Below are 22,317 nucleotides of genomic sequence, written 5' to 3' on the forward strand. Positions count from 1 at the left end.
TCGGTTTCCTTCTCGGTGTCCTGCTGGGTCTCTTGTCGGGTTTCCTGCTCTGCGTCCTGCTCTGCGTCCTGCTCTGCGTCCTGCTCGCTCATGTGCTCTTCCCCCGTGGGTCGCGCCCGGACGGCACCGGCTCGGTGCCGTCGGCCGGGCGGCCGTCGTCTTCGATGATCTCTCCGGTCGCGGTGTTCACCGCCGGTGCGGCCGGGGCCGCGGACGCCAGGGCCGCGGCGACCGTCTCCGCCGTACGGCGGCCGATCCCCGGGACCTGGCAGATCTCCTCCACCGTCGCCGCGCGCAGCCGCTTGAGCGAACCGAAGTGCTTCAGCAGCGCCTGCTTGCGGGTCTCGCCGAGGCCCGGCACCTGGTCGAGGGCGCCGGCCTTGAGCGTCTTGGTGCGCTTGCTGCGCTGGTAGGTGATGGCGAAGCGGTGGGCTTCGTCGCGGACCCGCTGGAGCAGGTAGAGGCCCTCGCTGCTGCGCGGCAGGATGACCGGGTCCTCGTCGTCCGGGACCCAGACCTCCTCCAGGCGCTTGGCCAGACCGCACACGAAGACGTCGGCTATGCCCAGCTCGTCCAGCGCCCGGCGGGCGGCGGCGACCTGCGGCCTGCCGCCGTCGACGACGACGAGCTGCGGCGGGTACGCGAACTTGCGCGGTCGGCCGGTGTCCGGGTCGATGGGCCCGGCGGCCTGCTCGGCGCGGCCCTCCGCGGCCGCGCGCTCGCCGTCCGTGCCCGCGTGCTCGCCGTCCGCCGCCCCGTCCGTGTCCTGCGGCTGGTCGGGCTCCCACTCGCCGGTCTTCTGCCGCTCCTGGAGGTAGCGGCGGAAGCGGCGGGAGATCACCTCGTGCATGGAACGGACGTCGTCCTGTCCGGCGAAGGACTTGATCTGGAAGCGGCGGTACTCGCTCTTGCGGGCCAGCCCGTCCTCGAAGACCACCATCGAGGCCACCACGTCGTCGCCCTGGAGGTGGCTGATGTCGTAGCACTCGATGCGCAGCGGCGCGGTGTCCAGGTCCAGGGCGGCGGCGATCTCCTCCAGCGCGCGCGAGCGGGTGGTCAGGTCCGAGGCGCGCCGGGTCTTGTGCAGCGCGAGCGCCTGCTGCGCGTTGCGCTGCACGGTGGCCATCAGGTCCTTCTTGTCGCCGCGCTGCGGCACCCGCAGGCTCACGTGCGAGCCCCGCCGGTCCGCGAGCCACTGGGCCAGCGGCTCCACGGGGCTCGGCAGGGCCGGGACCAGCACCTCCTTGGGCACGCCGCCGCTGCCGCCGGACTGCCCGGCGTCGCCGCTCTCCTCGCCGTAGAGCTGCTGGACGGCGTGCTCGACCAGGCCCGCGGTGTCGACCGCCTCGACCTTGTCGGTGACCCAGCCGCGCTGGCCGCGCACCCGGCCGCCGCGGACGTGGAAGATCTGCACGGCGGCTTCGAGGTCGTCCTCGGCGACGGCGATCAGGTCGGCGTCGGTGGCGTCGGCGAGCACCACCGCGTTCTTCTCCATGGCGCGCCGCAGCGCCTCCAGGTCGTCCCGCAGCCGGGCCGCCTGCTCGTACTCCATGGCCGCGGCGGCGTCCTTCATCCGCTGCTCCAGCCGACGGGTGTACGTGCCGGTGTGGCCGGCCATGAAGTCGCAGAACTCCTCGGCCAGTTCGCGGTGGTCGGCGGGGCTGATCCGGCCGACGCAGGGCGCGGAGCACTTGCCGATGTAGCCGAGCAGGCAGGGCCGGCCGATCTGCGCGGAGCGCTTGAACACCCCGGCGGAGCAGGTGCGGACCGGGAAGACCCGCAGCAGCAGGTCGACGGTCTCGCGGATGGCCCACGCGTGGGCGTACGGGCCGAAGTAGCGCACGCCCTTGCGCTTGGGGCCGCGCATGACCTGGACGCGCGGGAATTCCTCGTTCATCGTGACGGCGAGCGACGGGTAGCTCTTGTCGTCACGGTATTTGACGTTGAAGCGCGGGTCGAACTCCTTGATCCAGGAGTATTCGAGCTGCAGCGCCTCCACCTCGGTGGCGACGACCGTCCACTCCACCGAGGCCGCCGTGGTGACCATGGTGGCGGTGCGCTGGTGGAGGTTGGTGATGTCCTGGAAGTACGAGGACAGCCGCTGGCGCAGGCTCTTCGCCTTGCCGACGTAGATCACCCGGCCGTGCTCGTCCCGGAATTTGTAGACCCCGGGAGAGTCGGGGATCTGGCCCGGCTTCGGTCGGTAGCTGCTGGGGTCTGCCATGACTCCCACCCTACTGGCGGGATGCTGCCCACCGGGGTCAGGCTCGGGCTCCCGGAACCGTGCGATCCGGATTCCGGGAGCGCGCCGGACCGCCGGTCAGCTCGCGGGTCCCGCGGTGATCGTGCCGCCCGCCACCGTCAGGTGGACGGCGGGCAGCGCCCTGGTCGCCGGTCCCTGGACCACGGCCCCGGTCTCGGCGTCGAACTGGCTGCCGTGGCAGGGGCAGGACACCGTCGTGCCCTCCACCCGGTCGACCACGCAGCCCTGGTGGGTGCACACCGCGCTGAACGCCTTGAAGGTGCCCTGCTGCGGCTGCGAGACCACCACCTTGTCCTCGCGGTAGAGCTTGGCGCCGCCGACCGGCACGTCGCCGGACGGGCCGAGCGCCACCGGCTCGGTGGGCCCGGACGCCGAGCCGGTCCTGCCGCCGCACGCGGCCAGCCCGGCACCGGCCGCGCCGGCGGCCCCGGCGAGGGCCGCCCCGCGCAGGACCGTACGGCGGCGGGGCGGCAGTTGCTCGGTGCTCATCAGGCCTTGGCCGCCTTCTTGCGCGTCGCGGTGGTCTTCCTGGCCGCCGTCTTGGCCGCGGCGCGCTTCCTGGGCTGGGGCACCGCCGCGTCACTGACCCGGTCGGCACCGAGCACGTCGCGCAGGAACTTGCCGGTGTGGCTGGCCGGGACGCCGGCGACCTGCTCGGGGGTGCCCTCGGCGATGACCAGACCGCCGCCGCTGCCGCCCTCGGGGCCCATGTCGATGACCCAGTCGGCCGTCTTGATGACGTCCAGGTTGTGCTCGATGACGATCACCGAGTTGCCCTTGTCGACGAGGCCGGAGAGCACCTTGATGAGCTTGCTGATGTCCTCGAAGTGCAGGCCGGTGGTCGGCTCGTCCAGGACGTAGACCGTACGGCCGGTGGAGCGCTTCTGCAGCTCGGACGCGAGCTTGACGCGCTGCGCCTCGCCGCCGGACAGCGTGGGCGCGGACTGGCCGAGCCGGACGTAGCCGAGGCCGACGTCGTTGAGGGTGCGCAGGTGGCGGGCGATGGCGGGCACCGCCTCGAAGAACTCCAGCGCCTCCTCGATGGGCATGTCCAGCACCTCGGCGATGGACTTGCCCTTGTAGTGCACCTCCAGGGTCTCCCGGTTGTAGCGCGCGCCGTGGCAGACCTCGCAGGGGACGTACACGTCCGGCAGGAAGTTCATCTCGATCTTGATGGTGCCGTCGCCCGCGCAGTTCTCGCAGCGGCCGCCCTTGACGTTGAAGGAGAAGCGGCCCGGCAGATAGCCGCGCACCTTCGCCTCCATCGTCTCGGCGAACAGCCGCCTGACGTGGTCGAACACCCCGGTGTACGTCGCCGGGTTGGACCGCGGGGTGCGGCCGATGGGCGACTGGTCGACGTGCACGACCTTGTCCACCTGGTCGTCGCCGTCGACCCGGGTGTGCCGGCCGGGGACGCTGCGCGCGCCGTTCAGCTCGCGCGCCAGGTGGGTGTAGAGGATGTCGTTGACCAGCGTGGACTTGCCGGACCCCGACACGCCCGTGACGGCGGTGAGGACGCCGAGCGGGAAGGACACGTCGATGTCCTGGAGGTTGTGCTCGCGCGCACCGTGCACCGTCAGCTGCCGCTTGCGGTCGATCGGGCGGCGCACGTCGGGCGTGGGGATGACCCGCTTGCCCGCCAGGTACTGCCCGGTCAGCGACTCGTCGTTGCCCAGCAGCTCCTTGAGGGAGCCGGAGTGGACGACCTTGCCACCGTGCTCGCCGGCGCCGGGGCCGATGTCGACGACCCAGTCGGCGGTCTTGATGGTGTCCTCGTCGTGCTCCACGACGATCAGCGTGTTGCCCAGGTCCCGCAGCCGGACCAGGGTCTCGATCAGCCGGTGGTTGTCGCGCTGGTGCAGGCCGATGGACGGCTCGTCCAGCACGTAGAGCACGCCGACCAGGCCGGAGCCGATCTGGGTGGCGAGCCGGATGCGCTGCGCCTCGCCGCCGGACAGGGTGCCGGCCGCGCGGTTGAGCGAGAGGTAGTCCAGGCCGACGTCGACCAGGAAGCGCAGCCGCTCGTTGACCTCCTTGAGCACCCGCTCGGCGATCTTGCGGTCGCGCGCGTCGAGCTTCATCGCGCCGAGGAAATCCGCGCAGTCGCTGATCGACATGGACGAGACGTCGGCGATGGACTTGTCCTGCACGGTGACGGCCAGCACGATCGGCTTGAGCCGGCTGCCCTCACAGGTCGGGCAGGGCACCTCGCGCATGTAGCCCTCGAAGCGCTCGCGGCTGGAGTCGCTCTCGGAGTCCTGGTGGCGGCGCTTGACGAACGGGATGGCGCCCTCGAAGTGCGCGTTGTAGGCGCGCTCGCGGCCGTACCGGTTCTTGTACGCGACGCGGATCTCGGACTTGTGGCCGTGGAGCAGGGCCTTCTTGGCGCGCGCGGGCAGCCCGGCGAACGGGATGTCGGTGCGGAAGCCCAGCTCGGACGCCAGGCCGTCGACCAGGCGCTCGAAATAGCCCTTGGACATGCCGCCGGTCCAGGGGGCGATGGCGCCTTCCTGGAGCGACTTCTGGTCGTCGGGGACGACGAGCTCGGGGTCGACCTCCATGCGGGAGCCGATGCCGGTGCAGTCGGGGCAGGCGCCGAAGGGCGAGTTGAAGGAGAAGGACCGCGGCTCCAGCTCCTCGAAGGACAGGTCGTCGTACGGGCAGTACAGGTGCTCGGAGAACATCCGCTCGCGCTGCGGGTCGTCCTCCGGCAGGTCGACGAAGTCCAGGATGACCATGCCGCCGGACAGGCCGAGGGCGGTCTCGACGGAGTCGGTGAGCCGGCGCTTGGCGGAGTCCTTCACCGTGAGGCGGTCGACGACCACCTCGATGGTGTGCTTCTCCTGCTTCTTCAGCTTCGGCGGGTCGGTCAGCTGGACCGTCGTGCCGTCCACCCGGGCCCGGCTGTAGCCCTTGGTCTGCAGATCGCCGAAGAGGTCGACGAACTCGCCCTTGCGCTCGCGCGCCAACGGGGAGAGCACCTGGAAGCGGCTGCCCTCCTCCAGCTCCAGCACCTTGTCGACGATCGCCTGCGGCGACTGCCGGGAGATCGGGCGCCCGCACTCGGGGCAGTGCGGCTTGCCGATCCGGGCGAAGAGCAGCCGGAGGTAGTCGTAGACCTCGGTGATGGTGCCCACGGTGGACCGCGGGTTGCGGGACGTCGACTTCTGGTCGATCGAGACGGCCGGCGACAGGCCCTCGATGAAGTCGACGTCCGGCTTGTCCATCTGGCCGAGGAACTGCCGGGCGTAGGAGGACAGTGACTCCACGTAGCGGCGCTGGCCCTCGGCGAAGATCGTGTCGAAGGCGAGCGAGGACTTGCCGGAGCCGGACAGCCCGGTGAACACGATGAGCGAGTCCCGGGGCAGCTCCAGCGAGACGTTCTTCAGGTTGTGCTCGCGAGCGCCACGGACGATGAGTCGATCGGCCACGCCTGTGCGCACCTTTCCTAGAAACGGGGGGAGAGTCGTCACCCCCCAGTCAGCCTAAACGGGGAGCCCACGGCATTTCTTCCTGTCGCGGAGGTTGCGACACACCGACCATATAGCACGCGTATTCGATTTACGGGATCGTGCCGCCAGGTTCACCCGATCGTGTGGCGGGCGTCGCACCCCGCGCCCCGGGGCATACGGAACCCTGTTGCCGTATCCCCCACGACCTCAAGCCTGCCCGACGCCACTGACAACGCCGAGTCCCCGGGAGTGCCCGTGACCGTCCAACGACCCGACCCCGAGCGCGATGCGGCCGAGGTGTCCGAGGCCACCGCCGAGCTGCTCGGCACCGCCGCCGAGCTGTCCGCGGCGGACCTCGCGGAGCCCTCGCTGCTGCCCGGCTGGACCCGCGGCCACGTCCTCTCCCACGTCGCCCGCAACGCCGACGCGCTGACGAACCTGCTGACGTGGGCCCGGACGGGCGATGAGACCCCGATGTACGCCGACGCAGCCACCCGTGACCGCGACATCGAGGCGGGCGCCGCCAGGAGCCCCCAGGAGCAGCTCGCCGACCTGCGCGAATCGGCGGACCGCTTCACCGCGGCGGCCGCCGGGCTGCCCCCGGCCGGGTGGGCGGCGCAGGTCGCGATGCGCTCGGGCCGGGTCGTCGCGGCAGCCGAGGTCCCCTGGCGGCGGCTGATCGAGGTGCGGCTGCACCACGTCGACCTGGACGCCGGCCACGGCACGCAGGACCTGCCCGCCGACTTCGCCGACCGCGCGCTGGCCTGGGCCGTCGACGGGCTCGCGGCGCACGAGGGCGTGGCGGCGGTGCGGCTGCGCGACACGGACTCCGGCACCGTGTGGGACCTGGGCGCGGCAGAGGAGCCCGAGCTGACGGTGGCGGGCCCGGCCCGGGGGCTGCTGGCGTGGGTCAGCGGGCGCGGCTCGGGCGACGGGCTCGACGTGAGCCCCGCAGGACACGCCCTGCCGGTGCTGCCACCGCTAGTCTGACGCCATGGCCTACAGCGGACAGGTGACGGTGGGCGGGCCCGCCGACGCACACGAACTGACCGACCTCATCATCAGCAAGGTCGCGGTCGGTCCGATGGAGAACAACGCATATCTGCTGCGCTGCCGGGCGACCGGCGAGCAGCTGCTGGTCGACGCGGCCGCGGAGCCCGCGACGCTGCTGAACCTGGTCGGCGACGACGGGCTCGCCTCGGTGGTGACCACCCACCGGCACCAGGACCACTGGCAGGCGCTGCGCGAGGTCGTGGCCGCGACGGGCGCGCGTACGTACGCGGGCCGCGAGGACGCGGCCGGCATCCCGGTCCCGACCGATGTGCTCGTGGACGACGGCGACACGGTGACGGTCGGCCGGATCACGCTGACCGCCCGCCACATCGTGGGCCACACCCCGGGCAGCATCGCGCTGATCTACGACGACCCGCACGGCCACCCGCACGTCTTCACCGGCGACTGCCTCTTCCCCGGCGGCGTGGGCAACACCTTCGGCGACGCGGTGGCCTTCACCTCGCTGCTCGACGACGTGACGGAGAAGGTCTTCGGCGCGCTGCCGGACGAGGCCTGGGTCTACCCGGGCCACGGCAACGACACGACGCTGGGCGCCGAGCGCCCGCACCTGGCGGAGTGGCGCGAGCGCGGCTGGTGAACCGCCGCTGGGAGTCGTCCACCCGACCGGGTGAGGTGGACGGGCCGCCCGGGTGACTGGTCGAACGACGGCGCGACCGGGGACCGTACGGCGGCCCGGCCGTTACGGGCCGGTCAGCGGCGGCGGCGCATCCGCTCGCCGACCTCGCCCTGGTCGGTCTCCCACCAGGGCCTGGTCATCTCGGGTACGGCCGGGGGCGCGGCGGGTGCCTCAGCAGCGTGCGCGGGGGCGGACGGCGCTGCGGTGGCGGCGGGGGCGGGGGCGGGGGGCGCCGCGGCGAGGGCTTCGCGGTCGAGGCGGGCGTCCAGCTCGGCGGTCTTGAGGCGTTCGGCGCGCCACCACTCCAGGAAGACCAGCAGGATGAAGGGAAGCCCGACGAGTTCGGCCAGCGTCAGCATCAGCCCGCCGCCGAGCATCTGGTCGTGCTGCAGGCTGGGTCCCCAGGTGCGCGGGTGGGCGGTGTACCAGTGGCCGGCGATCAGGCTGCCGCTGGTCATCACGACGATGCCGGGCACCGAGTCGAAGAGCCCGTCGAGGAAGACGAGCGCGGCCCGTACCGGGTGCGAGCACCAGCGGGGCAGCAGTTCCTGGCGGCTCAGCATGGGCAGCACGAAGAGGCAGCCGGTGAGCAGCAGCTGCAGGTGCATGAGCTGCCGGACCGCCGGGTTGCCCAGCGCGGTGGCGAAGTAGGGGGTGAAGTAGATCGTCAGCTCGGAGGCGAGCACCATCAGCGAGCTGACCAGCGGGTAGGTGAGCACGCGCACCGGCCGGGAGGAGAAGGCGCGGTGCAGCCGCCCGCGGGGGTCGGCGAGGCCGAGCGGGTCGCCGAGCGCGAGGCCCAGCGGGGCGAAGAGGTCCAGCAGGATGTTCTGCACGGCCGCGGGCCAGAAGAGCACCCGGTCGTAGACGGCCAGCGAGGACATCGTCGCGACGACGAGGGTGCCCAGCCCCAGGACGTAGAAGGCCGCGGTCCGCCACAGCGGCCACCGCTCCCCCGCGCGCAGCCGGCGGCGCACCCCGTAGGCGTAACCGGCGCCGAGCAGCAGAACGGCGGCCAGCGCGATGCCGTCGAGCTGCCAGGCGTCCAGATACCGCGCGCCGGTCAGCTCCGGGAGCGCCTGGGAATTCGCCACATCCGCACCTTTCCACCGTCCGCTACGGGGTCACGGTAGACCCCGGCGGGCGGTGGGCGGTGCGCAGGGCGGCCTCAGGCGTCTATCCGCCGGTCGGACGCGGCGGCGGGCGTGTCGCCGGCCTCCCCCTGCCGCCCGGCCTGCGGCGCTGCGGCGGCTTCGCGGGCGGTGCGCCGTGAGGCGAGCAGGCTGGTGGCGGTGGTCACGGCCAGGACGCCGACGATGACGCCCAGCGAGACCGGCACCGAGATCTCCGGGACGTGCGCGCCCTGCTCGTGCAGTGCGTGCAGCAGCAGCTTGACGCCGATGAAGCCGAGGATCACCGACAGCCCGTAGGACAGGTGCACCAGCTTCTTGAGCAGCCCGCCGATCAGGAAGTACAGCTGCCGCAGGCCCATCAGCGCGAAGGCGTTGGCGGTGAAGACGATGTAGGCGTCCTGGGTGAGGCCGAAGATCGCCGGGATCGAGTCCAGGGCGAAGAGCACATCGGTGGTGCCGATCGCGAGCATCACCACGAGCATCGGGGTGATCAGCCGCTTGCCGCCCTCGGTGACCACGAGCCGGGTGCCGTGGTAGCGGTCGGTTGCGGGAACGCGCTTCTCGACCGCCTTCAGCAGCCGGTTCTCCTCGTACTCCTCCTCCCCCGCGTCCGATCCGGCACCGGCACCGGCACCGGCCCGGGCCTCGGCGATCAGCTTCCACGCCGTCCAGATCAGGAAGGCGCCGAAGAGGAAGAAGATCCACGAGAAGCTCGCCACGAGCGTGGCGCCGGCGGCGATGAAGCCCGCGCGCAGCACCAGCGCGATGAGCACGCCGATCAGCAGCACCCGCTGCTGGTAGCGCGAGGGCACAGCGAACTTGCCCATGATCAGGACGAAGACGAAGAGGTTGTCGACGCTGAGCGACTTCTCGGTGACGTATCCGGCGAAGAACTCCCCGGCGGGCTGCCCACCGCCGAGGAGCAGCAGGCCGAGGCCGAAGAGTCCGGCGAGGACCACCCACACGGCGGTCCACAGGCCCGCCTCGCGGATGCTCACGTCATGGGGTTTGCGGCCGATCAGGAAGTCCGCGCCGATGAGCGCGCACAGGCCGGCGATGGTCAGCACCCAGAGGGCGAGGGAGACGTCCACAGGTCCTCCGACGGGATGGATTGCCGGGCTTCGCGGCATCCGCAGCGTCCGGGGACGCCCTGGCCACCGCGAAGAACGGCACGTCAAAGAACCGTACAGGATTACCCAAGGAATGGTAAATAGATTGCCAAATGCCCAGGTCAGGGGCCATATGCCGGGCGGGCGGCAGCAACCCTTCCGAGTACGTCCGTGAGCACCCGGCTGCCCGGCGGGACCATCGCCGGCTCGTACGTCCAGGCGTGCCCCACCCACGGGTCGCACAGGTGGTCGCTGGGCAGCGGGGTCAGCCGCAGCAGCGCCCGCCACATCGGGTCGAGCACCGGACCGTACGCGGCCGCGTCCTCCCGGTCGGCCACCACCAGCAGGTGCACCCCGGCCGACGGGCCCTCGTCGGCGAGGTAGCGCAACTGGTTGACCGACCGGTCGTCGAAGCCGTACGGGAACTCGTTGACGATCAGCAGTTGCTCGGCGGTGTCGAAGCCGGGCGGCAACTCGTCGGCCACCCCGCCCCTGCGGGCCATCTGGATCAGGTCGACCCGCTCGGTCAGCCGGGTCAGCAGCCCGCTCACCCCCGCCATGCCCGCGGCGGGCGGCGGCAGCACCAGCGCCCCGCCCGCGTACAGCGGGGCGAAGGCGGCGGCGCCGGAACCGGCCGGGTCCAGGGCGTGCACGGCGAAGCTGCCGACCGGGTGCGACGCGAGGAGCCGGGCCGCGATCGACACCGCGGTGTCCATCGCCGCCCTGCGGTTCTCCGCGCTGTCGATCCACAGCCCCCGCTCCAGCGGCAGCCGGGACAGCAGCGGGATACGCAGATCCGGTACCTCGGGCAGGCTCAGGCTGCCCAGCCGCACCGCGAGCGGCAGCTGCTCCGGCACCCGGTAGGCGTGCCAGGCCGGATTCTCCCAGCCGGCGAACTCCGGCGGCAGCGCCGGATCGACGACCTCGACCTCCGCCGCGAGCTGCGCCAGGTCCCGGTCCAGCACCTCCCTGGCCTGGTCGATCAGCGCGGCCTGCCGGGCCTGCGCCTCCTCGCGGGCCGCCTCGGCCGCCGGGCCGCCGCGGGTGCGCGGGTCGGCCAGCAGCCGGTCCAGCTCCTGCTCCAGTCGGGACTGCGCGAAGTCGGCGGCGCTGCGGTAGGCGGCGACCGTCCGCGCCAGGTCCTCGAACATGCCCCAGACCTGGTTGTAGAGCCGCTCCTCCAGCGAGCGCCCCGGTGCGTCCCCGGCCACCGGCACGTGCGGCGCACCGGCGGGCGGGGGCGGCGGCGCCTGTCCGCCGGCCCGCGGCTGCGGCACCGGCCCCGCGGCGGGGGCCGCGGCCGGCCGGGGCGGCGCGGCAGGCGGTTGCTGCTGCGCGCGCCGCCGCGGGTGGCTGTAGTCGACCTTGCCGCCGGCGGAGCCGGAAGGCCCGGAGGAACCTGGCGCGCCGGACGCCCCGGAGGTACCGCCGCGCGGGCCCGCCCCGCCGCGCGGCCCGGCGGCGGGGGGCGGGGTGACGGAGCGGGCCTGCTCGCGGTCCACCGCGCTGTGGATGACGTTCGCGACACCCGCCGCGTCCGGCACCCCCTGGTCCAGGAAGAGCGCGGGCAGGCCGCCCTGGTAGCCCTGGCCGACGGCCCGGACCTTCCACGCCGCCTGCCGCCGGTACAGCTCGACGGCCAGCAGCGCGGTCTCCGGGCCGAGGCCGGTGATGCTGAAGCCGGCGATGGCGGTGCCGTCCGGCCGGGTGACCGCGAGCCGCGGGGCGGGGGCGGCGCCGAAGTCGGCGGGAGCGCCCGGGCGGGCGGCGGCGCCGGGCAGTGCGATGAGGACGTGCACCACCTGCACGGACGGCGGCATTGCGCCGAGGTCGACCGCGAGGCGGTGGTCCGCGGCGGCCTGCCGCGGCACCTCGACGCCCTCCAGGTGCGGCTCGCCGGGGTGGGCGAGCCAGGGCCGGTCGGCGATGACACGCCCGGCCTCGTCCGCGAGCGTGACAGCGGCCACCACCGGTGTGCCTGCCGTGACCCGGATCTCCAGCCGGTTGTCGGGCAGCGGATGGTTCTGCCCCCGGACCAGTTCGGCCGTCATGACCGCCGCCCCCGTCTTCCTGTGTAGTGAACTGCCCGGCCCGCAGCCCGCAGGCCGCTGGACCTCTTCCGTCGCCACCGGCCCCCGGCCGGTGCGGTGGCCCGGGCCGCCTCGTGCGGGACCCGGACGTGCCGTCAGAGCGAGGGAAGGATGGCCGGGATGAGGTCCTGGAACGTACGCCCGTTGGCCGGGGTGCCGATCGCGGTCATCGTCCAGCCGCCCTGCCCGCGCTGCACCTTCGCCATGATCTGCGCGGTGTACGGGCCGCCGCCGGTCAGCGTGTAGCGGGCCAGCTCCTGCCCGTTGGTCTCGTCCACCAGCCGGCAGAACGCGTTCTGCACCTCGGCGAAGGTCTGGCCGGTGAAGGAGTTGACGGTGAAGACGATCTGGTCGACGTGCACCGGCACACGCGCGAGGTCGACGATGATCGACTCGTCGTCGCCGCCCTGCCCCGCGCCGCCGACCAGGTTGTCACCGGTGTGCCGGACCGAGCCGTCGTCACTGATCAGGTGCTGGAAGAACACCACGTCGACCGGCTGCTTGTCGGCGAAGAGCACCGCGGAGGCATCGAGGTCGATCTCCCGGGTGCGGCTCCCGAACAGTCCGCGACGCGGCGCCGCCTGCCAGCCCAGCCCCATCCTGACCGCCGTCAACGAGCCCCCGTCGGACTTGCTCAGGCTGATCTTCTGGCCCTTGGTCATGTTGACCGTCACGGTCTTGCCCCTCTCACCCGTCACCTGACTGTGCGGTTGTTGCCCCGCACCCTAACAAGACGCCGCCCGACCGTATCCCGGTTCGTCCGAGCCCTCCCAGCGCGGCGATTCCCGCCCCACTCAGGCCATTCCGGCATCCCGCATCTGCCGCAACTCCTTTTTCAAATCGCCCAGTTCGTCCCGGATCCGGGCGGCGACCTCGAACTGCAGCTCGGCAGCGGCGGTGTGCATCTGGTCGGTCAGCTGGGAGATGAGGTCCGCGAGCTCCTCGGCGGGCAGCGCGCCCTTGGTGTGCTTCTCGCCGCCCTTGCCGCCGGACAGGCCCGGCACCGGCGCCTTGCCGCGCGAGCGCTGCCTCCCGGAGCCCAGCAGCTCCTCGGTGTCGGCGTCCTCCCGCGCGAAGGAGTCGAGGATGCCGGCGATCTTCTTGCGCAGCGGCTGCGGGTCCACTCCGCGCTCGGTGTTGTACGCGATCTGCTTGGCGCGGCGGCGGTTGGTCTCGTCGATCGCCCGCTCCATGCCCGGCGTGATGCGGTCGGCGTACATGTGCACCTGGCCGGACACGTTGCGGGCCGCGCGGCCGATGGTCTGGATCAGGGAGGTGCCGGAGCGCAGGAAGCCCTCCTTGTCGGCGTCCAGGATCGCCACCAGGGACACCTCGGGCAGGTCCAGGCCCTCGCGCAGCAGGTTGATGCCGACCAGCACGTCGTACTCGCCGGCCCGCAGCTCCTGGAGCAGCTCGACGCGGCGCAGCGTGTCGATGTCGCTGTGCAGGTAGCGCACCTGGATGCCCAGCTCCAGCAGGTAGTCCGTGAGGTCCTCGGACATCTTCTTGGTCAGCGTGGTGACGAGCACGCGTTCGTCCCGCTCGGTGCGCAGCCGGATCTCGTGGACCAGGTCGTCGATCTGGCCCTCGGTGGGCTTGACGATGACCTCGGGGTCGACCAGGCCGGTCGGACGGATGATCTGCTCGACCACACCCTCCTTGGCGCGGGACATCTCGTACGTGCCCGGGGTCGCCGACAGGTAGACGGTCTGGCCGACCCGGTCCAGGAACTCCTCCCACTTCAGCGGGCGGTTGTCCAGCGCGGACGGCAGCCGGAAGCCGTGGTCGACCAGGGTGCGCTTGCGCGACGCGTCGCCCTCGTACATCGCGCCGATCTGCGGCACGGTGACGTGCGACTCGTCGATGACCAGGAGGAAGTCCTCCGGGAAGTAGTCGATGAGGGTGTCGGGGGCGCTGCCCTGCTCGCGGCCGTCGATGTGCCGCGAGTAGTTCTCGATGCCGGAGCAGGTGCCGATCTGCCGCATCATCTCGATGTCGTACGTGGTGCGCATCCGCAGCCGCTGCGCCTCCAGCAGCTTGCCCTGCTTCTCCATCTGCGCGAGCTGCCCCTCCAGCTCCTTCTCGATGCCGGCGATGGCGCGCTCCATGCGCTCGGGACCGGCCACGTAGTGGGTGGCGGGGAAGACGTAGATCTCCTGGTCCTCGGTGATCACCTCGCCGGTGAGCGGGTGCAGGGTGTAGAGCGCCTCGATCTCGTCGCCGAACATCTCGATCCGCACCGCGAGCTGCTCGTAGACCGGGAAGATCTCGACGGTGTCGCCGCGCACCCGGAAGGTGCCGCGGGTGAACGCCAGGTCGTTACGCGTGTACTGCACGTCGACGAAGCGGCGCAGCAACTGGTCGCGGTCCACCACGTCCCCGACGCGCAGCCGCACCATGCGGTCGACGTACTCCTGCGGGGTGCCGAGGCCGTAGATGCAGGACACCGAGGCGACCACGACGACGTCCCGCCGCGTCAGCAGGGAGCTGGTCGCGGAGTGGCGGAGCCTTTCGACCTCCTCGTTGATCGAGGAGTCCTTCTCGATGTAGGTGTCCGTCTGCGGGACGTAGGCCTCGGGCTGGTAGTAGTCGTAGTACGAGACGAAATACTCGACCGCGTTGTTCGGCAGCAGCTCGCGGAACTCGTTCGCGAGCTGGGCCGCGAGGGTCTTGTTCGGCGCCATCACCAGGGTGGGGCGCTGGAGCCGCTCGATCATCCAGGCAGTCGTGGCGGACTTGCCCGTGCCCGTCGCGCCGAGGAGCACCACGTCCTGCTCGCCGGCCCGGATCCGGCGTTCCAGGTCGTCGATGGCCGTCGGCTGGTCGCCGCTGGGCTGGTAGGGGCTGACGACCTCGAAGGGCGCCACACTGCGTTCGATGTCTGAAACGGGCCGCATGGGTCCACGGTACGACCCCCCACCGACAATCGGCCGCGTGCGCGGACCGGCCCCCTCCCGCGCGGGCCCGGACTGTCATACCCCGCGCCTAGGCTTTCGGGTATGACAAGCGCTGCGTGGACGGTGTACGACGCTCCCATCGGGCCGCTGCTGCTCATGGCCACCGGGGAGGGCCTGGTCCTGGTGGTCTTCCGGGCCGACGAGCGGACGGCCGCGCGCGCCGTCGAGACGGCCGGGCGGCGGCTCGGCTGCGAGCCCGTCGAGGACGCGGAGCGGCTCGCGCCCGTGGCCGCGCAGCTCGACGACTACTTCGCCGGGCGGCGCACCGGCTTCGACCTGCCGCTGGACTGGTCGCTGGTCACCGGCTTCCAGCGGCGGGTGCTGCGCGAGCTGGCCGCCGGGGTGCCGTACGGGGCGGTGGTCGGCTACGGGGAGCTGGCCGACCGGGTGGGCGAGCCGGACGCCGCCCGCGCGGTGGGCACCGCCATGGGGGCCAACCCGCTGCCCGTCGTCGTGCCCTGCCACCGGGTGGTGGAGAGCGGCGGCGGCATAGGCGGCTTCGGCGGCGGCCTGGAGATCAAGCGCTCACTGCTGGCCCTCGAAGGCGTCCTGCCCGCGCCGCTCTTCTGACGCCGCCGTCCGAGCGTGCCGCCGTCCGAGCGTGCCGCTGCTCCGTGTGCCGCCGCCGGCCCGCGGCAGCGGGGGCTACTGGACGCGTCCGGGGGCCCGCAGCTCCGGGGCCTGGCGGAGGATCTCCAGCTCCAGGTGCTGGAGCGCAGGGCTCGGCGAGATGCCCAGGTCCTCCACCATGCGCTGCTGGTGGGCCCGCAGCACCGACAGCGCGTCGGCCTGCCGCCCGGCGCGGTAGAGGGCGAGGCTCAGCAGCTCGCAGCCGTACTCGCGCAGCGGGTGGCCCTGCGTGAAGGCCACCAGCTCGGGCACCGCCAGTTCGTGGTTGCCGACCGCGATCAGGGTCGCGCAGCGACCCTCGACCATCGACAGCCGCAGCTCCTCCAGGCGTACGGCCTCGGGCGTGACGGGCGCGGCCGTGGCGACCTCCGCGTAGGCGTCGCCCCGCCACAGTGCGAGCCCCGCCTCGAACTCGCGCAGCGCCCGCTGCGGGTCGCCGCGGTCCAGGGCCTGCCAGCCGGCTGTGGCGCACTCCCCGAAGCGGTGGGCGTCGACCTCGACGGCCCGGCTGTCGAGCAGGTAGCTGCGCCCGCGGGTGCACAGCACGGTGGCGGGGGTGCGCGGGGCCCGGTGCGGTTCCAGGGCGCGGCGCAGGTTGGCGATGTAGGCGTGCAGCGAGGTGATGGCCGACTGCGGCGGGCGGCCCGACCACAGCGACTCCACCATGACGTCGACCGATACCGGCTGGCCCACCTGGCTCACCAGCAGGGCGAGGGCGGCGCGCTGCTTGGGCGCGCCCAGGTCCGCCCAGCGGCCGCCGACGGCCGCCTCGATGGGGCCGAGCACCAGGAACTCGACCTTGCCGGTGGCTCCGGCCGCGCGCCCGGCGCCGCCGTCCCCGGCTGCCGTGGCCGTGCCGCACGGGCCGGACAGCCCGGACCCGACTGACACGCCGGGCAGCCCCGGCCCACCGCGCGGGCCGGCCGCGCCGGTCAGCGCCGCAAGGTCGGACATGCCGGAGAACCCGGCGGGCCCGGGGGCCGCGGAAGATCCGGGGCCGTCGGGGAAGGCGGGCCCACCAGGCCCCCCGGGCCCACCGGGCTCGCCGGGCCCACCGGGCTCGCCGGGCTCGCCGGGAAACGTTTCGGCTGGGCCGGCTCCCCCGCCGCCGGGGGCCGCCGCCGCACCCCCCGCCGGACCCGTGGCCGTACCGCCGACGCCCGCGGCGTCTGCGCGCCCGTCCCGCTGCCGCGGCAGGATGTCCAGCTCCAGCGCCTTGCTGACGTAGCTCTTGAGCGTCTCGTTGGCGCGGCGGAGCTCTCGGACCTCGCGTTCGAGTTCCGCGATGCGCTGCGCGCTGCCGGTGGTCGCGTCGGCGACCGCGGTGCCGCTGCGGATCTCTCCGTCCATCGTCTCTGCACGCATGGAGTCAGCCCCCGTAAGTCCGTGTCCGGGCATGCCCCGGACTGCGCATGCGGATGCCCCCGCCACGGGGCCCGGGCGGCGCCGGTGGGCGCGCGCCGGGACCCGCGGCGGGGGGTGTCGCTCACCGGCCGCTGAGCGAGGGAACCGGGCCGACGTCGCCCTCGGCGGGCTGGGTGTCGTCGCGGCGGTGGAAGAGCGCGCTGGGCCACCACATCCACCGGCCGGTGTCCAGGGTGAGCGCGGTGACCAGCACCGAGCGGACCACGATGGTGTCCAGCAGCACCCCGAAGGCCACCGTGAAGCCCAGCTCGGCGGCGAAGACCATGGGCAGCGAGCCCATCGCCCCGAAGGTGCCGGCCAGCACCACGCCGGCCGAGGTGATGACCCCGCCGGTGGTGGACAGGGCGCTCAGCGCGGCCTTGCGGGTGCCCAGTCTCCCGGCGTCCTCGCGGATGCGGGTGACGAGGAAGATGTTGTAGTCGATGCCGAGCGCCACCAGGAACACGAACGCCAGCAGGGGGAAGGACGCGTCCGCCCCGGCGAAGTGGAAGAGGTGGTTGAACACCAGGCTGCTCACGCCGAGGGTCGCGCCGAACGACAGCAGCACGGTGGCCATCAGCAGCAGCGGGGCGACGACCGAGCGCAGCAGGGCGCACAGGATGAGCAGCACCACGGCCAGCACGAGGGGGATGACGACCTTGTCGTCGCGGGTCGCGGCGTCCTCGGTGTCCGCCATGATCGCGGTGCTGCCGCCGACCTGCGCGTCCGCTCCGTCGAGGTGGTGCACCGCGGTACGGATCCGGTCCAGGGTGGCCAGCGCCGCGTCGCTGCTCGCCTCGTCCTTCAGCTGGGCGAGCACGACCGCCTGGTCGCCCTTGGCGATCGGGTCGGCGACCTGGGCGACCCCGGGCACCGCGCCGACCGCTTCCTTGACCCGGCCGGCCGCGGCGGAGTCGGCGGCGATGTAGACGGGGTCGCCGTTGCCCGCCGGGAAGTGCTCGGCGCGCAGCTGCTCGCCTACGGCCATCTGCGGCTTGTTCGTGAACTGGTCCTTGTTGGCCAGGCCCGAGGCCTTGAGCCCGAAGATGCCGGCGGACAGCGCGAGGAGCACCACGACCGTGCCCGTCCACACCAGCCGCGGGCGGACGGAGATGCTCGCGCCGACCCGGGTCCAGACGCCGTCCTTGTGCACGGCCTCGGCGCCGAAGGCGGGCTTCTTCGGCCAGAAGACCCAGCGCCCGCACGCGACCAGCAGCGCGGGCATGAGGGTGATCATGGCGAGCAGCCCCACCGCGACGCTGATGGCGCAGGCCGGGCCCATGCCCGCCGTGGAGTTCAGCCGGGCGAGCATCAGCAGCAGCAGGCTGATGGAGACGGTCGCGGCGCTCGCGACGATCGCCGGTCCCGAGCGGTAGAGCGCCTCGGCCATGGCCTTGTGCCGGTCCTCCTCGCGGGTCAGCTCCTCCCGGTAGCGGGAGATGAGCAGCAGCGCGTAGTCGGTGCCGGCGCCGAAGATGAGCACGACGAGGATGAAGCTGGTCTGTTTGTTGATGACCAGTCCGGCGTGCTGGGCGAGCAGGTAGATGAGGCCCTCGGCCGCGACCAGCGCCACGCCGACGGTGATCAGCGGCAGCAGGGGCAGCCATGGGCTGCGGTAGGTGAGCAGCAGGATCGCGACGACGACGAGCGCGGTGATGGTGGTGAGTACGCCGCTGCCGCCGAAGGCCTTGATCGAGTCGGCGCCGTAGCCGACGGGTCCTGCGACGTGGAAGCCGAGGCCGTCGGGGTTCTTGTCGCCGATGGCGCTCATCGAGTCGACGACCTTGCCGAGGCCGTCCCAGCCGGACTTGTCCTTGTGCACCTGGACGACGGTCTGGATGGCCTTGCCGTCGTCGGACTTCACCGGCTCCTGGACCGGGCCCTCCACGTTGTGGATGTGCTGGAACGCCTGGGCGTCGGCCTTCGCCTTGGCCATGTCGGCGTCGGTGACGCCGCCCGCGCGGTCGTAGATGACGATCGCGGGGACGGCGTCGGCGGGCATCAGCTTCTCCACCCGGTCGACGACCGCGGTGGACTCCGCGTTGCCGGGCAGCCAGGCCGAGTTGTCGTTCTGCTCGGCGTCGGAGAGCTTGCCTGCCAGCATCATCGCGGGAACCAGCAGGACGACCCAGATGGCGATGACCACCCACTTGCCCACCCTTCCGCTGGGCAAGGCGGCCAGTTTTCGCATCATGCCGGTTCCTCCGTGTTCTGTGGGGGCGTCGTGTTTCTCAGGGCGCCGGGCTTCCCTGATCACATGTCAGGATCCCGGACGGGGCTCGGCCCGTCACCGCACTCCCTGAAGCTCGCTCAGGGGGTCCAGTACCCGCGCGCGGAAGTGCCCATAGGCGAGCAGCACGGGAATGTCGGTGAGCAGGGGGAAGTGGTAGGCGAAGGGGCGGGGGCCGACCATGTCGGGCGGGCCGTCGTAGCCGCCGTCGGCCTTCTGCCGTTCCAGCAGCCAGCGCATGCCGCGGCCGACCGGACGCGGGTCGTCGGCGTAGCACAGGGCGATGAGGCCGTAGGCGGTGCTGATGTCGTCGCTGGGGTCGCCGGGCTGCATGCCCCAGCCGCCGTCGGCGTTCTGCGTGGCGCGGACGGTCTGCTCGATGCGGGCGGCCATCGCGGCGGCGCGGATGTCGTCGGGCCCGGCGGTGCAGGCGGCGAGGCGGACCCGGAAGAGGCTGTGCAGGCGGCTGCGGCTCCAGCCGGGCTCGAAGCCGCCGTCGGCGTCCTGGACGCCGGCGAGGAAGGCCAGCGCCCTGGTGCGGGCCGCCTCGGTCGCGGGGTGCGGGGAGAGCGCGCAGACCGCGGCGGCGGTCATGCACGGCTCGGAGGAGGCGCCGCCGACGTACGTCGGGAAGCCGCCGTCCGCGTTCTGGACGGCGAGCAGCGCGTCCACGCCGCGGCGGACCGAGCCGGCGTGCGTGACGGGGTCGACGGCCTGGAGGAACTCCAGTGCGCAGGAGGTGTCGTCGACGTCGTTCTGCGCGACGATCGGGGACATCGACCAGCCGTCGGTGAGGGTGTTGCCGCGGGCGAGCGCGGCGTGCGCGGCGCCGCCCTGGTGGGAGGCGAGCATGCCGGCCATCCGGCGCAGCAGCACGGGGTCGGCGCCGGCCGCGTGCAGGGCCAGGCCGCCGGTGGAGGTGCACCAGTTGTGCATCTCCAGCACGAACGGGAAGCCGCCGTCGGGGCGCTGGTGGCGCAGCAGGGTGTCCAGGCCGCGCCGCACGGTCTCCTCGTGGCCGGCCACCCCGGCGAGGGCGTTGAGCACCAGCAGGTGCATGAGGGCGTAGCCCTCCCACACCGCGGCACCGGGGTCGGTGGCCAGCAGGGTCTGCAGGGCGGCCTCGGTGGAGGAGTCGTGCACTCCCATGGCGCCGGCGATGATCAGCGTGATGGAGGCCTGCTGCACGGCGGCCCAGGAGTGCAGCGGGTCGGTGGGGACCGCGCCGCCGCCGGGGAGTTCGGCGTCGGCCGGCAGCGGGCAGCCGAGCACGGAGAGCACGGCGTAGACCATCAGCCGGCGGCGGACGGAGATGAAGCCGGGCGCCGCGGCCAGGACGCCGGCCGCGAGCGTGTCGACGAGGGTGCTGTCGCCGTCCGCCTCCCGGCCGGCGGCGCGGGCGACGGCGAGCGAGGCGAGCACCTTCTCCAGCCGGTCCGGCGAGTCCTGGTGCCCGCGCAGGTAGCCCAGCAGGCGGTCGCGGGCGGGCGAGGTGTGGCCGGTGCGGGTCATGAGGGAGAGCGCGAGGGCCGATTCGAGCACTCTGCTCTCGCAGTGCTCGCGTATCGCGCCGTCGGCGTCGGTTCTGCTGCTGATGTGCGCGATGAGCCGGGCGGCGGCCCGGCGCACCTCGTCCGCGTCGATCCCGTCCGGCAGTTGCAGCGGGGCCGGGCGCGCGAGGTCGGCAATCTTCATGGAGTGCTCCTGTGTGGGCCGGACCGAGCCGGTGGGTGGGCGGAGGACGGGGGAAGGGCCCGGCCCCGCCGGAGGGGTCCTCCGCGGCGGAGCCGGGAACCGGGTCAGCGCACGCTCTGCGCGAAGCGGAAGACCTGGTAGGGGTCGTACTTCCGCTTGACCTTCGCCAGCCGGGAGTAGTTCTCGGCGTAGTAGGAGCTCTGCCAGTCGGGCAGCCGCGGGTCGATGAAGTTCTGGTACGTCTCGCCGGTCGAGTACGGGTCGATCGTCGCGAAGCCGTCGTCGACGAAGGTGTACGCGGCGGCCGCGGCCTCCGCGGAGACCGGCGCGACGGCGTCGGAGGTGAGGTAGCTGACCGAGAAGAGGGCGTCGCGGTGGACGTACGCGGTGGCGTCGCGGGCCACGGTGTTGGCCTTGCCGCCCAGCGCGGAGATCTGCAGCTGGCGCATCTGGCCGGCGTAGCGGTGGTCGACGAAGGCGGCGAGGGCCTTGGCCCAGCCGTCGCGCGGCATGTCGCCCTTCTCGAACAGCCGGCTGCGCCAGGCGCCGAAGGCCGGGCGCTGGATCTGCCCGCCGCCGGTGTCGGCGCGGTGGCACTGCTGCACGGTCAGCTCGGTGCAGGAGTAGAGCTGCATGAGCACCGACCGGTAGGGGGCGGTGAACTGCTGCCGGAAGACGGTGGGGGTGCCGACGAGCGAGACGAGCCGGGCGATCTCGGCGTCGAAGGCGGCGCCGGTGTCGACCGAGGCGAGGAAGACCGAGGCGGTCGGGACGGTGCCGGGGCCGGCGTCGGTGAGGGTGACGTTGACGCCGCTGCCGATCGTCCAGGGCGCGTCCGGCAGCCACTTGGCCCAGCCGTCGAGCATGTCCAGCGCCTGGTCGAAGGTCCACACCAGGTTGATCGCGGCCACGTCGGTGAGCGGCGAGGGCGTGACGTCGTAGCCGGTGACGATGCCGAAGTTGCCGCCGCCACCGCCGCGCAGCGCCCAGAAGAGGTCGGAGTTGCACTGCGGGGAGGCGGTGACGGTGCGGCCGTCGGCGAGCACGACCTGCGCGGAGTTCACCTTGTCGGCGGCGATGCCGATGCTGCGGGTGAACAGGCCCATGCCGCCGCCCTGGAAGAACCCGCCCGCGGCGACGGTGGGGCAGTAGCCGCCGGAGATGCCGAGGCCCTGCGGGGCGAGGGTGTCCATGATGTCGACGAGCTGTGCGCCGGGGCCGATGTGCACCGAGTCCTTGCCGAGCGCGACGGTGTTGAGGCCGGCGACGTCGATGACCAGGCCGGGCGTGGTCGAGTAGCCGCCCGCACTGTGGCCGCCGCTGCGGGCGGCGACGGGGATGCCGTTGGCCTCGGCGAAGGACAGGCACGCGGCGACGTCGGCGGCCGAGACGCAGTACGCGACGGCCTGCGGGCTGGTGGCGTCGAACTGGACCTGGTAGAGCTGCTTGGCGCGCTGGTAGTCGGCGTCGGTGGGGAGCACGAGGTGCCCGCGCAGCCGGTCGGAGAGCCGGCTCCACTGGGTGCCGGCGTTCCGGGCGCGGGGCTTGGCCTGGGCCTGGGTGGCGCCGGCGACGGCGGTGGCGGCCACCGCGACTCCGCCGGTGCCGGCGAGGAACGATCGTCTGTTGATCATGGTGCTTCTTCCGTGGTCGTGAAGCGTGGT

Annotated in this window: 15 protein-coding genes; 3 read left to right on the forward strand and 12 right to left on the reverse strand. The window is 72.7% G+C overall.

Annotated elements, in window-relative coordinates; translation table 11 throughout:
• Positions 1-88 precede the first annotated feature (88 nt).
• From uvrC to uvrA, 3 genes are all read right to left on the reverse strand, one after another.
• Positions 89-2,224, reverse strand: coding sequence for an excinuclease ABC subunit UvrC (gene uvrC / locus IH54_RS0125630; RefSeq protein ID WP_031521024.1), 2,136 nt, complete (start codon positions 2,222-2,224; stop codon positions 89-91).
• A 96-nt stretch (positions 2,225-2,320) separates the two neighbouring features.
• Positions 2,321-2,752, reverse strand: coding sequence for a Rieske (2Fe-2S) protein (locus tag IH54_RS0125635; protein WP_031521026.1), 432 nt, complete (start codon positions 2,750-2,752; stop codon positions 2,321-2,323).
• Positions 2,752-5,694, reverse strand: coding sequence for an excinuclease ABC subunit UvrA (gene uvrA, locus IH54_RS0125640; protein WP_052397860.1), 2,943 nt, complete (start codon positions 5,692-5,694; stop codon positions 2,752-2,754). The genes IH54_RS0125635 and uvrA overlap by 1 nt, the downstream gene beginning before the upstream one ends.
• A gap of 276 nt (positions 5,695-5,970) precedes the next feature.
• Between uvrA and IH54_RS0125645 the strand changes: the two genes are divergently transcribed.
• Both IH54_RS0125645 and IH54_RS0125650 read left to right on the forward strand, forming a co-directional pair.
• Entirely contained in the window at positions 5,971-6,705 is a 735-nt protein-coding gene (locus tag IH54_RS0125645) for a maleylpyruvate isomerase family mycothiol-dependent enzyme (protein ID WP_031521031.1), read from the forward strand.
• A 4-nt stretch (positions 6,706-6,709) separates the two neighbouring features.
• The gene (locus IH54_RS0125650; protein ID WP_031521034.1) at positions 6,710-7,366 is read left to right on the forward strand and encodes an MBL fold metallo-hydrolase; all 657 of its coding nucleotides are present in this window, start codon (positions 6,710-6,712) and stop codon (positions 7,364-7,366) included.
• 113 nt (positions 7,367-7,479) lie between these two features.
• On the opposite strand, the gene IH54_RS0125655 is transcribed toward IH54_RS0125650, so the two are convergent.
• The 5 genes from IH54_RS0125655 to uvrB all read right to left on the reverse strand — a co-directional run bounded on the left by IH54_RS0125655 (position 7,480) and on the right by uvrB (position 14,634).
• Complete coding sequence (locus IH54_RS0125655) at positions 7,480-8,499, reverse strand: cytochrome c oxidase assembly protein (protein WP_031521037.1); 1,020 nt, start codon at positions 8,497-8,499, stop codon at positions 7,480-7,482.
• A gap of 74 nt (positions 8,500-8,573) precedes the next feature.
• On the reverse strand, positions 8,574-9,629 hold the full coding sequence (locus tag IH54_RS0125660; protein ID WP_052397861.1) for a TerC family protein: 1,056 nt from the start codon (positions 9,627-9,629) through the stop codon (positions 8,574-8,576).
• 140 nt (positions 9,630-9,769) lie between these two features.
• Positions 9,770-11,698 (reverse strand): TerD family protein, encoded by a 1,929-nt coding sequence (locus IH54_RS0125665; RefSeq protein WP_031521042.1) that lies wholly within the window; start codon positions 11,696-11,698, stop codon positions 9,770-9,772.
• Positions 11,699-11,832: 134 nt separating this feature from the next.
• A complete protein-coding gene (locus IH54_RS0125670; RefSeq protein ID WP_031521044.1) occupies positions 11,833-12,411 on the reverse strand; it encodes a TerD family protein in 579 nt (192 codons plus the stop codon).
• A gap of 120 nt (positions 12,412-12,531) precedes the next feature.
• On the reverse strand, positions 12,532-14,634 hold the full coding sequence (uvrB, locus tag IH54_RS0125675; RefSeq protein ID WP_031521047.1) for an excinuclease ABC subunit UvrB: 2,103 nt from the start codon (positions 14,632-14,634) through the stop codon (positions 12,532-12,534).
• A gap of 102 nt (positions 14,635-14,736) precedes the next feature.
• On the opposite strand from uvrB, the gene IH54_RS0125680 reads away from it, so the two are divergent.
• The gene (locus IH54_RS0125680) at positions 14,737-15,264 is read left to right on the forward strand and encodes a methylated-DNA--[protein]-cysteine S-methyltransferase (protein ID WP_031521049.1); all 528 of its coding nucleotides are present in this window, start codon (positions 14,737-14,739) and stop codon (positions 15,262-15,264) included.
• Positions 15,265-15,339: 75 nt separating this feature from the next.
• Here the strand turns inward: IH54_RS0125680 and IH54_RS47100 are convergent, their stop codons facing one another.
• The 4 genes from IH54_RS47100 to IH54_RS0125700 form a co-directional block, all read right to left on the reverse strand.
• Positions 15,340-16,689: an AfsR/SARP family transcriptional regulator gene (locus IH54_RS47100; protein ID WP_234343833.1), complete on the reverse strand. Its 1,350-nt coding sequence runs from the start codon at positions 16,687-16,689 to the stop codon at positions 15,340-15,342.
• A 121-nt stretch (positions 16,690-16,810) separates the two neighbouring features.
• Positions 16,811-18,922: an MMPL family transporter gene (locus tag IH54_RS0125690; RefSeq protein ID WP_031521054.1), complete on the reverse strand. Its 2,112-nt coding sequence runs from the start codon at positions 18,920-18,922 to the stop codon at positions 16,811-16,813.
• Between the two features lie 93 nt (positions 18,923-19,015).
• Positions 19,016-20,653: a prenyltransferase/squalene oxidase repeat-containing protein gene (locus IH54_RS47770; RefSeq protein ID WP_031521056.1), complete on the reverse strand. Its 1,638-nt coding sequence runs from the start codon at positions 20,651-20,653 to the stop codon at positions 19,016-19,018.
• Positions 20,654-20,757: 104 nt separating this feature from the next.
• Positions 20,758-22,287, reverse strand: a complete 1,530-nt coding sequence (locus IH54_RS0125700) for an FAD-binding oxidoreductase (protein WP_031521058.1) — start codon at positions 22,285-22,287, stop codon at positions 20,758-20,760.
• Positions 22,288-22,317 lie beyond the last annotated feature (30 nt).

The organism is Streptomyces sp. NRRL F-5123 (assembly GCF_000721495.1).
GTDB lineage: Bacteria > Actinomycetota > Actinomycetes > Streptomycetales > Streptomycetaceae > Actinacidiphila.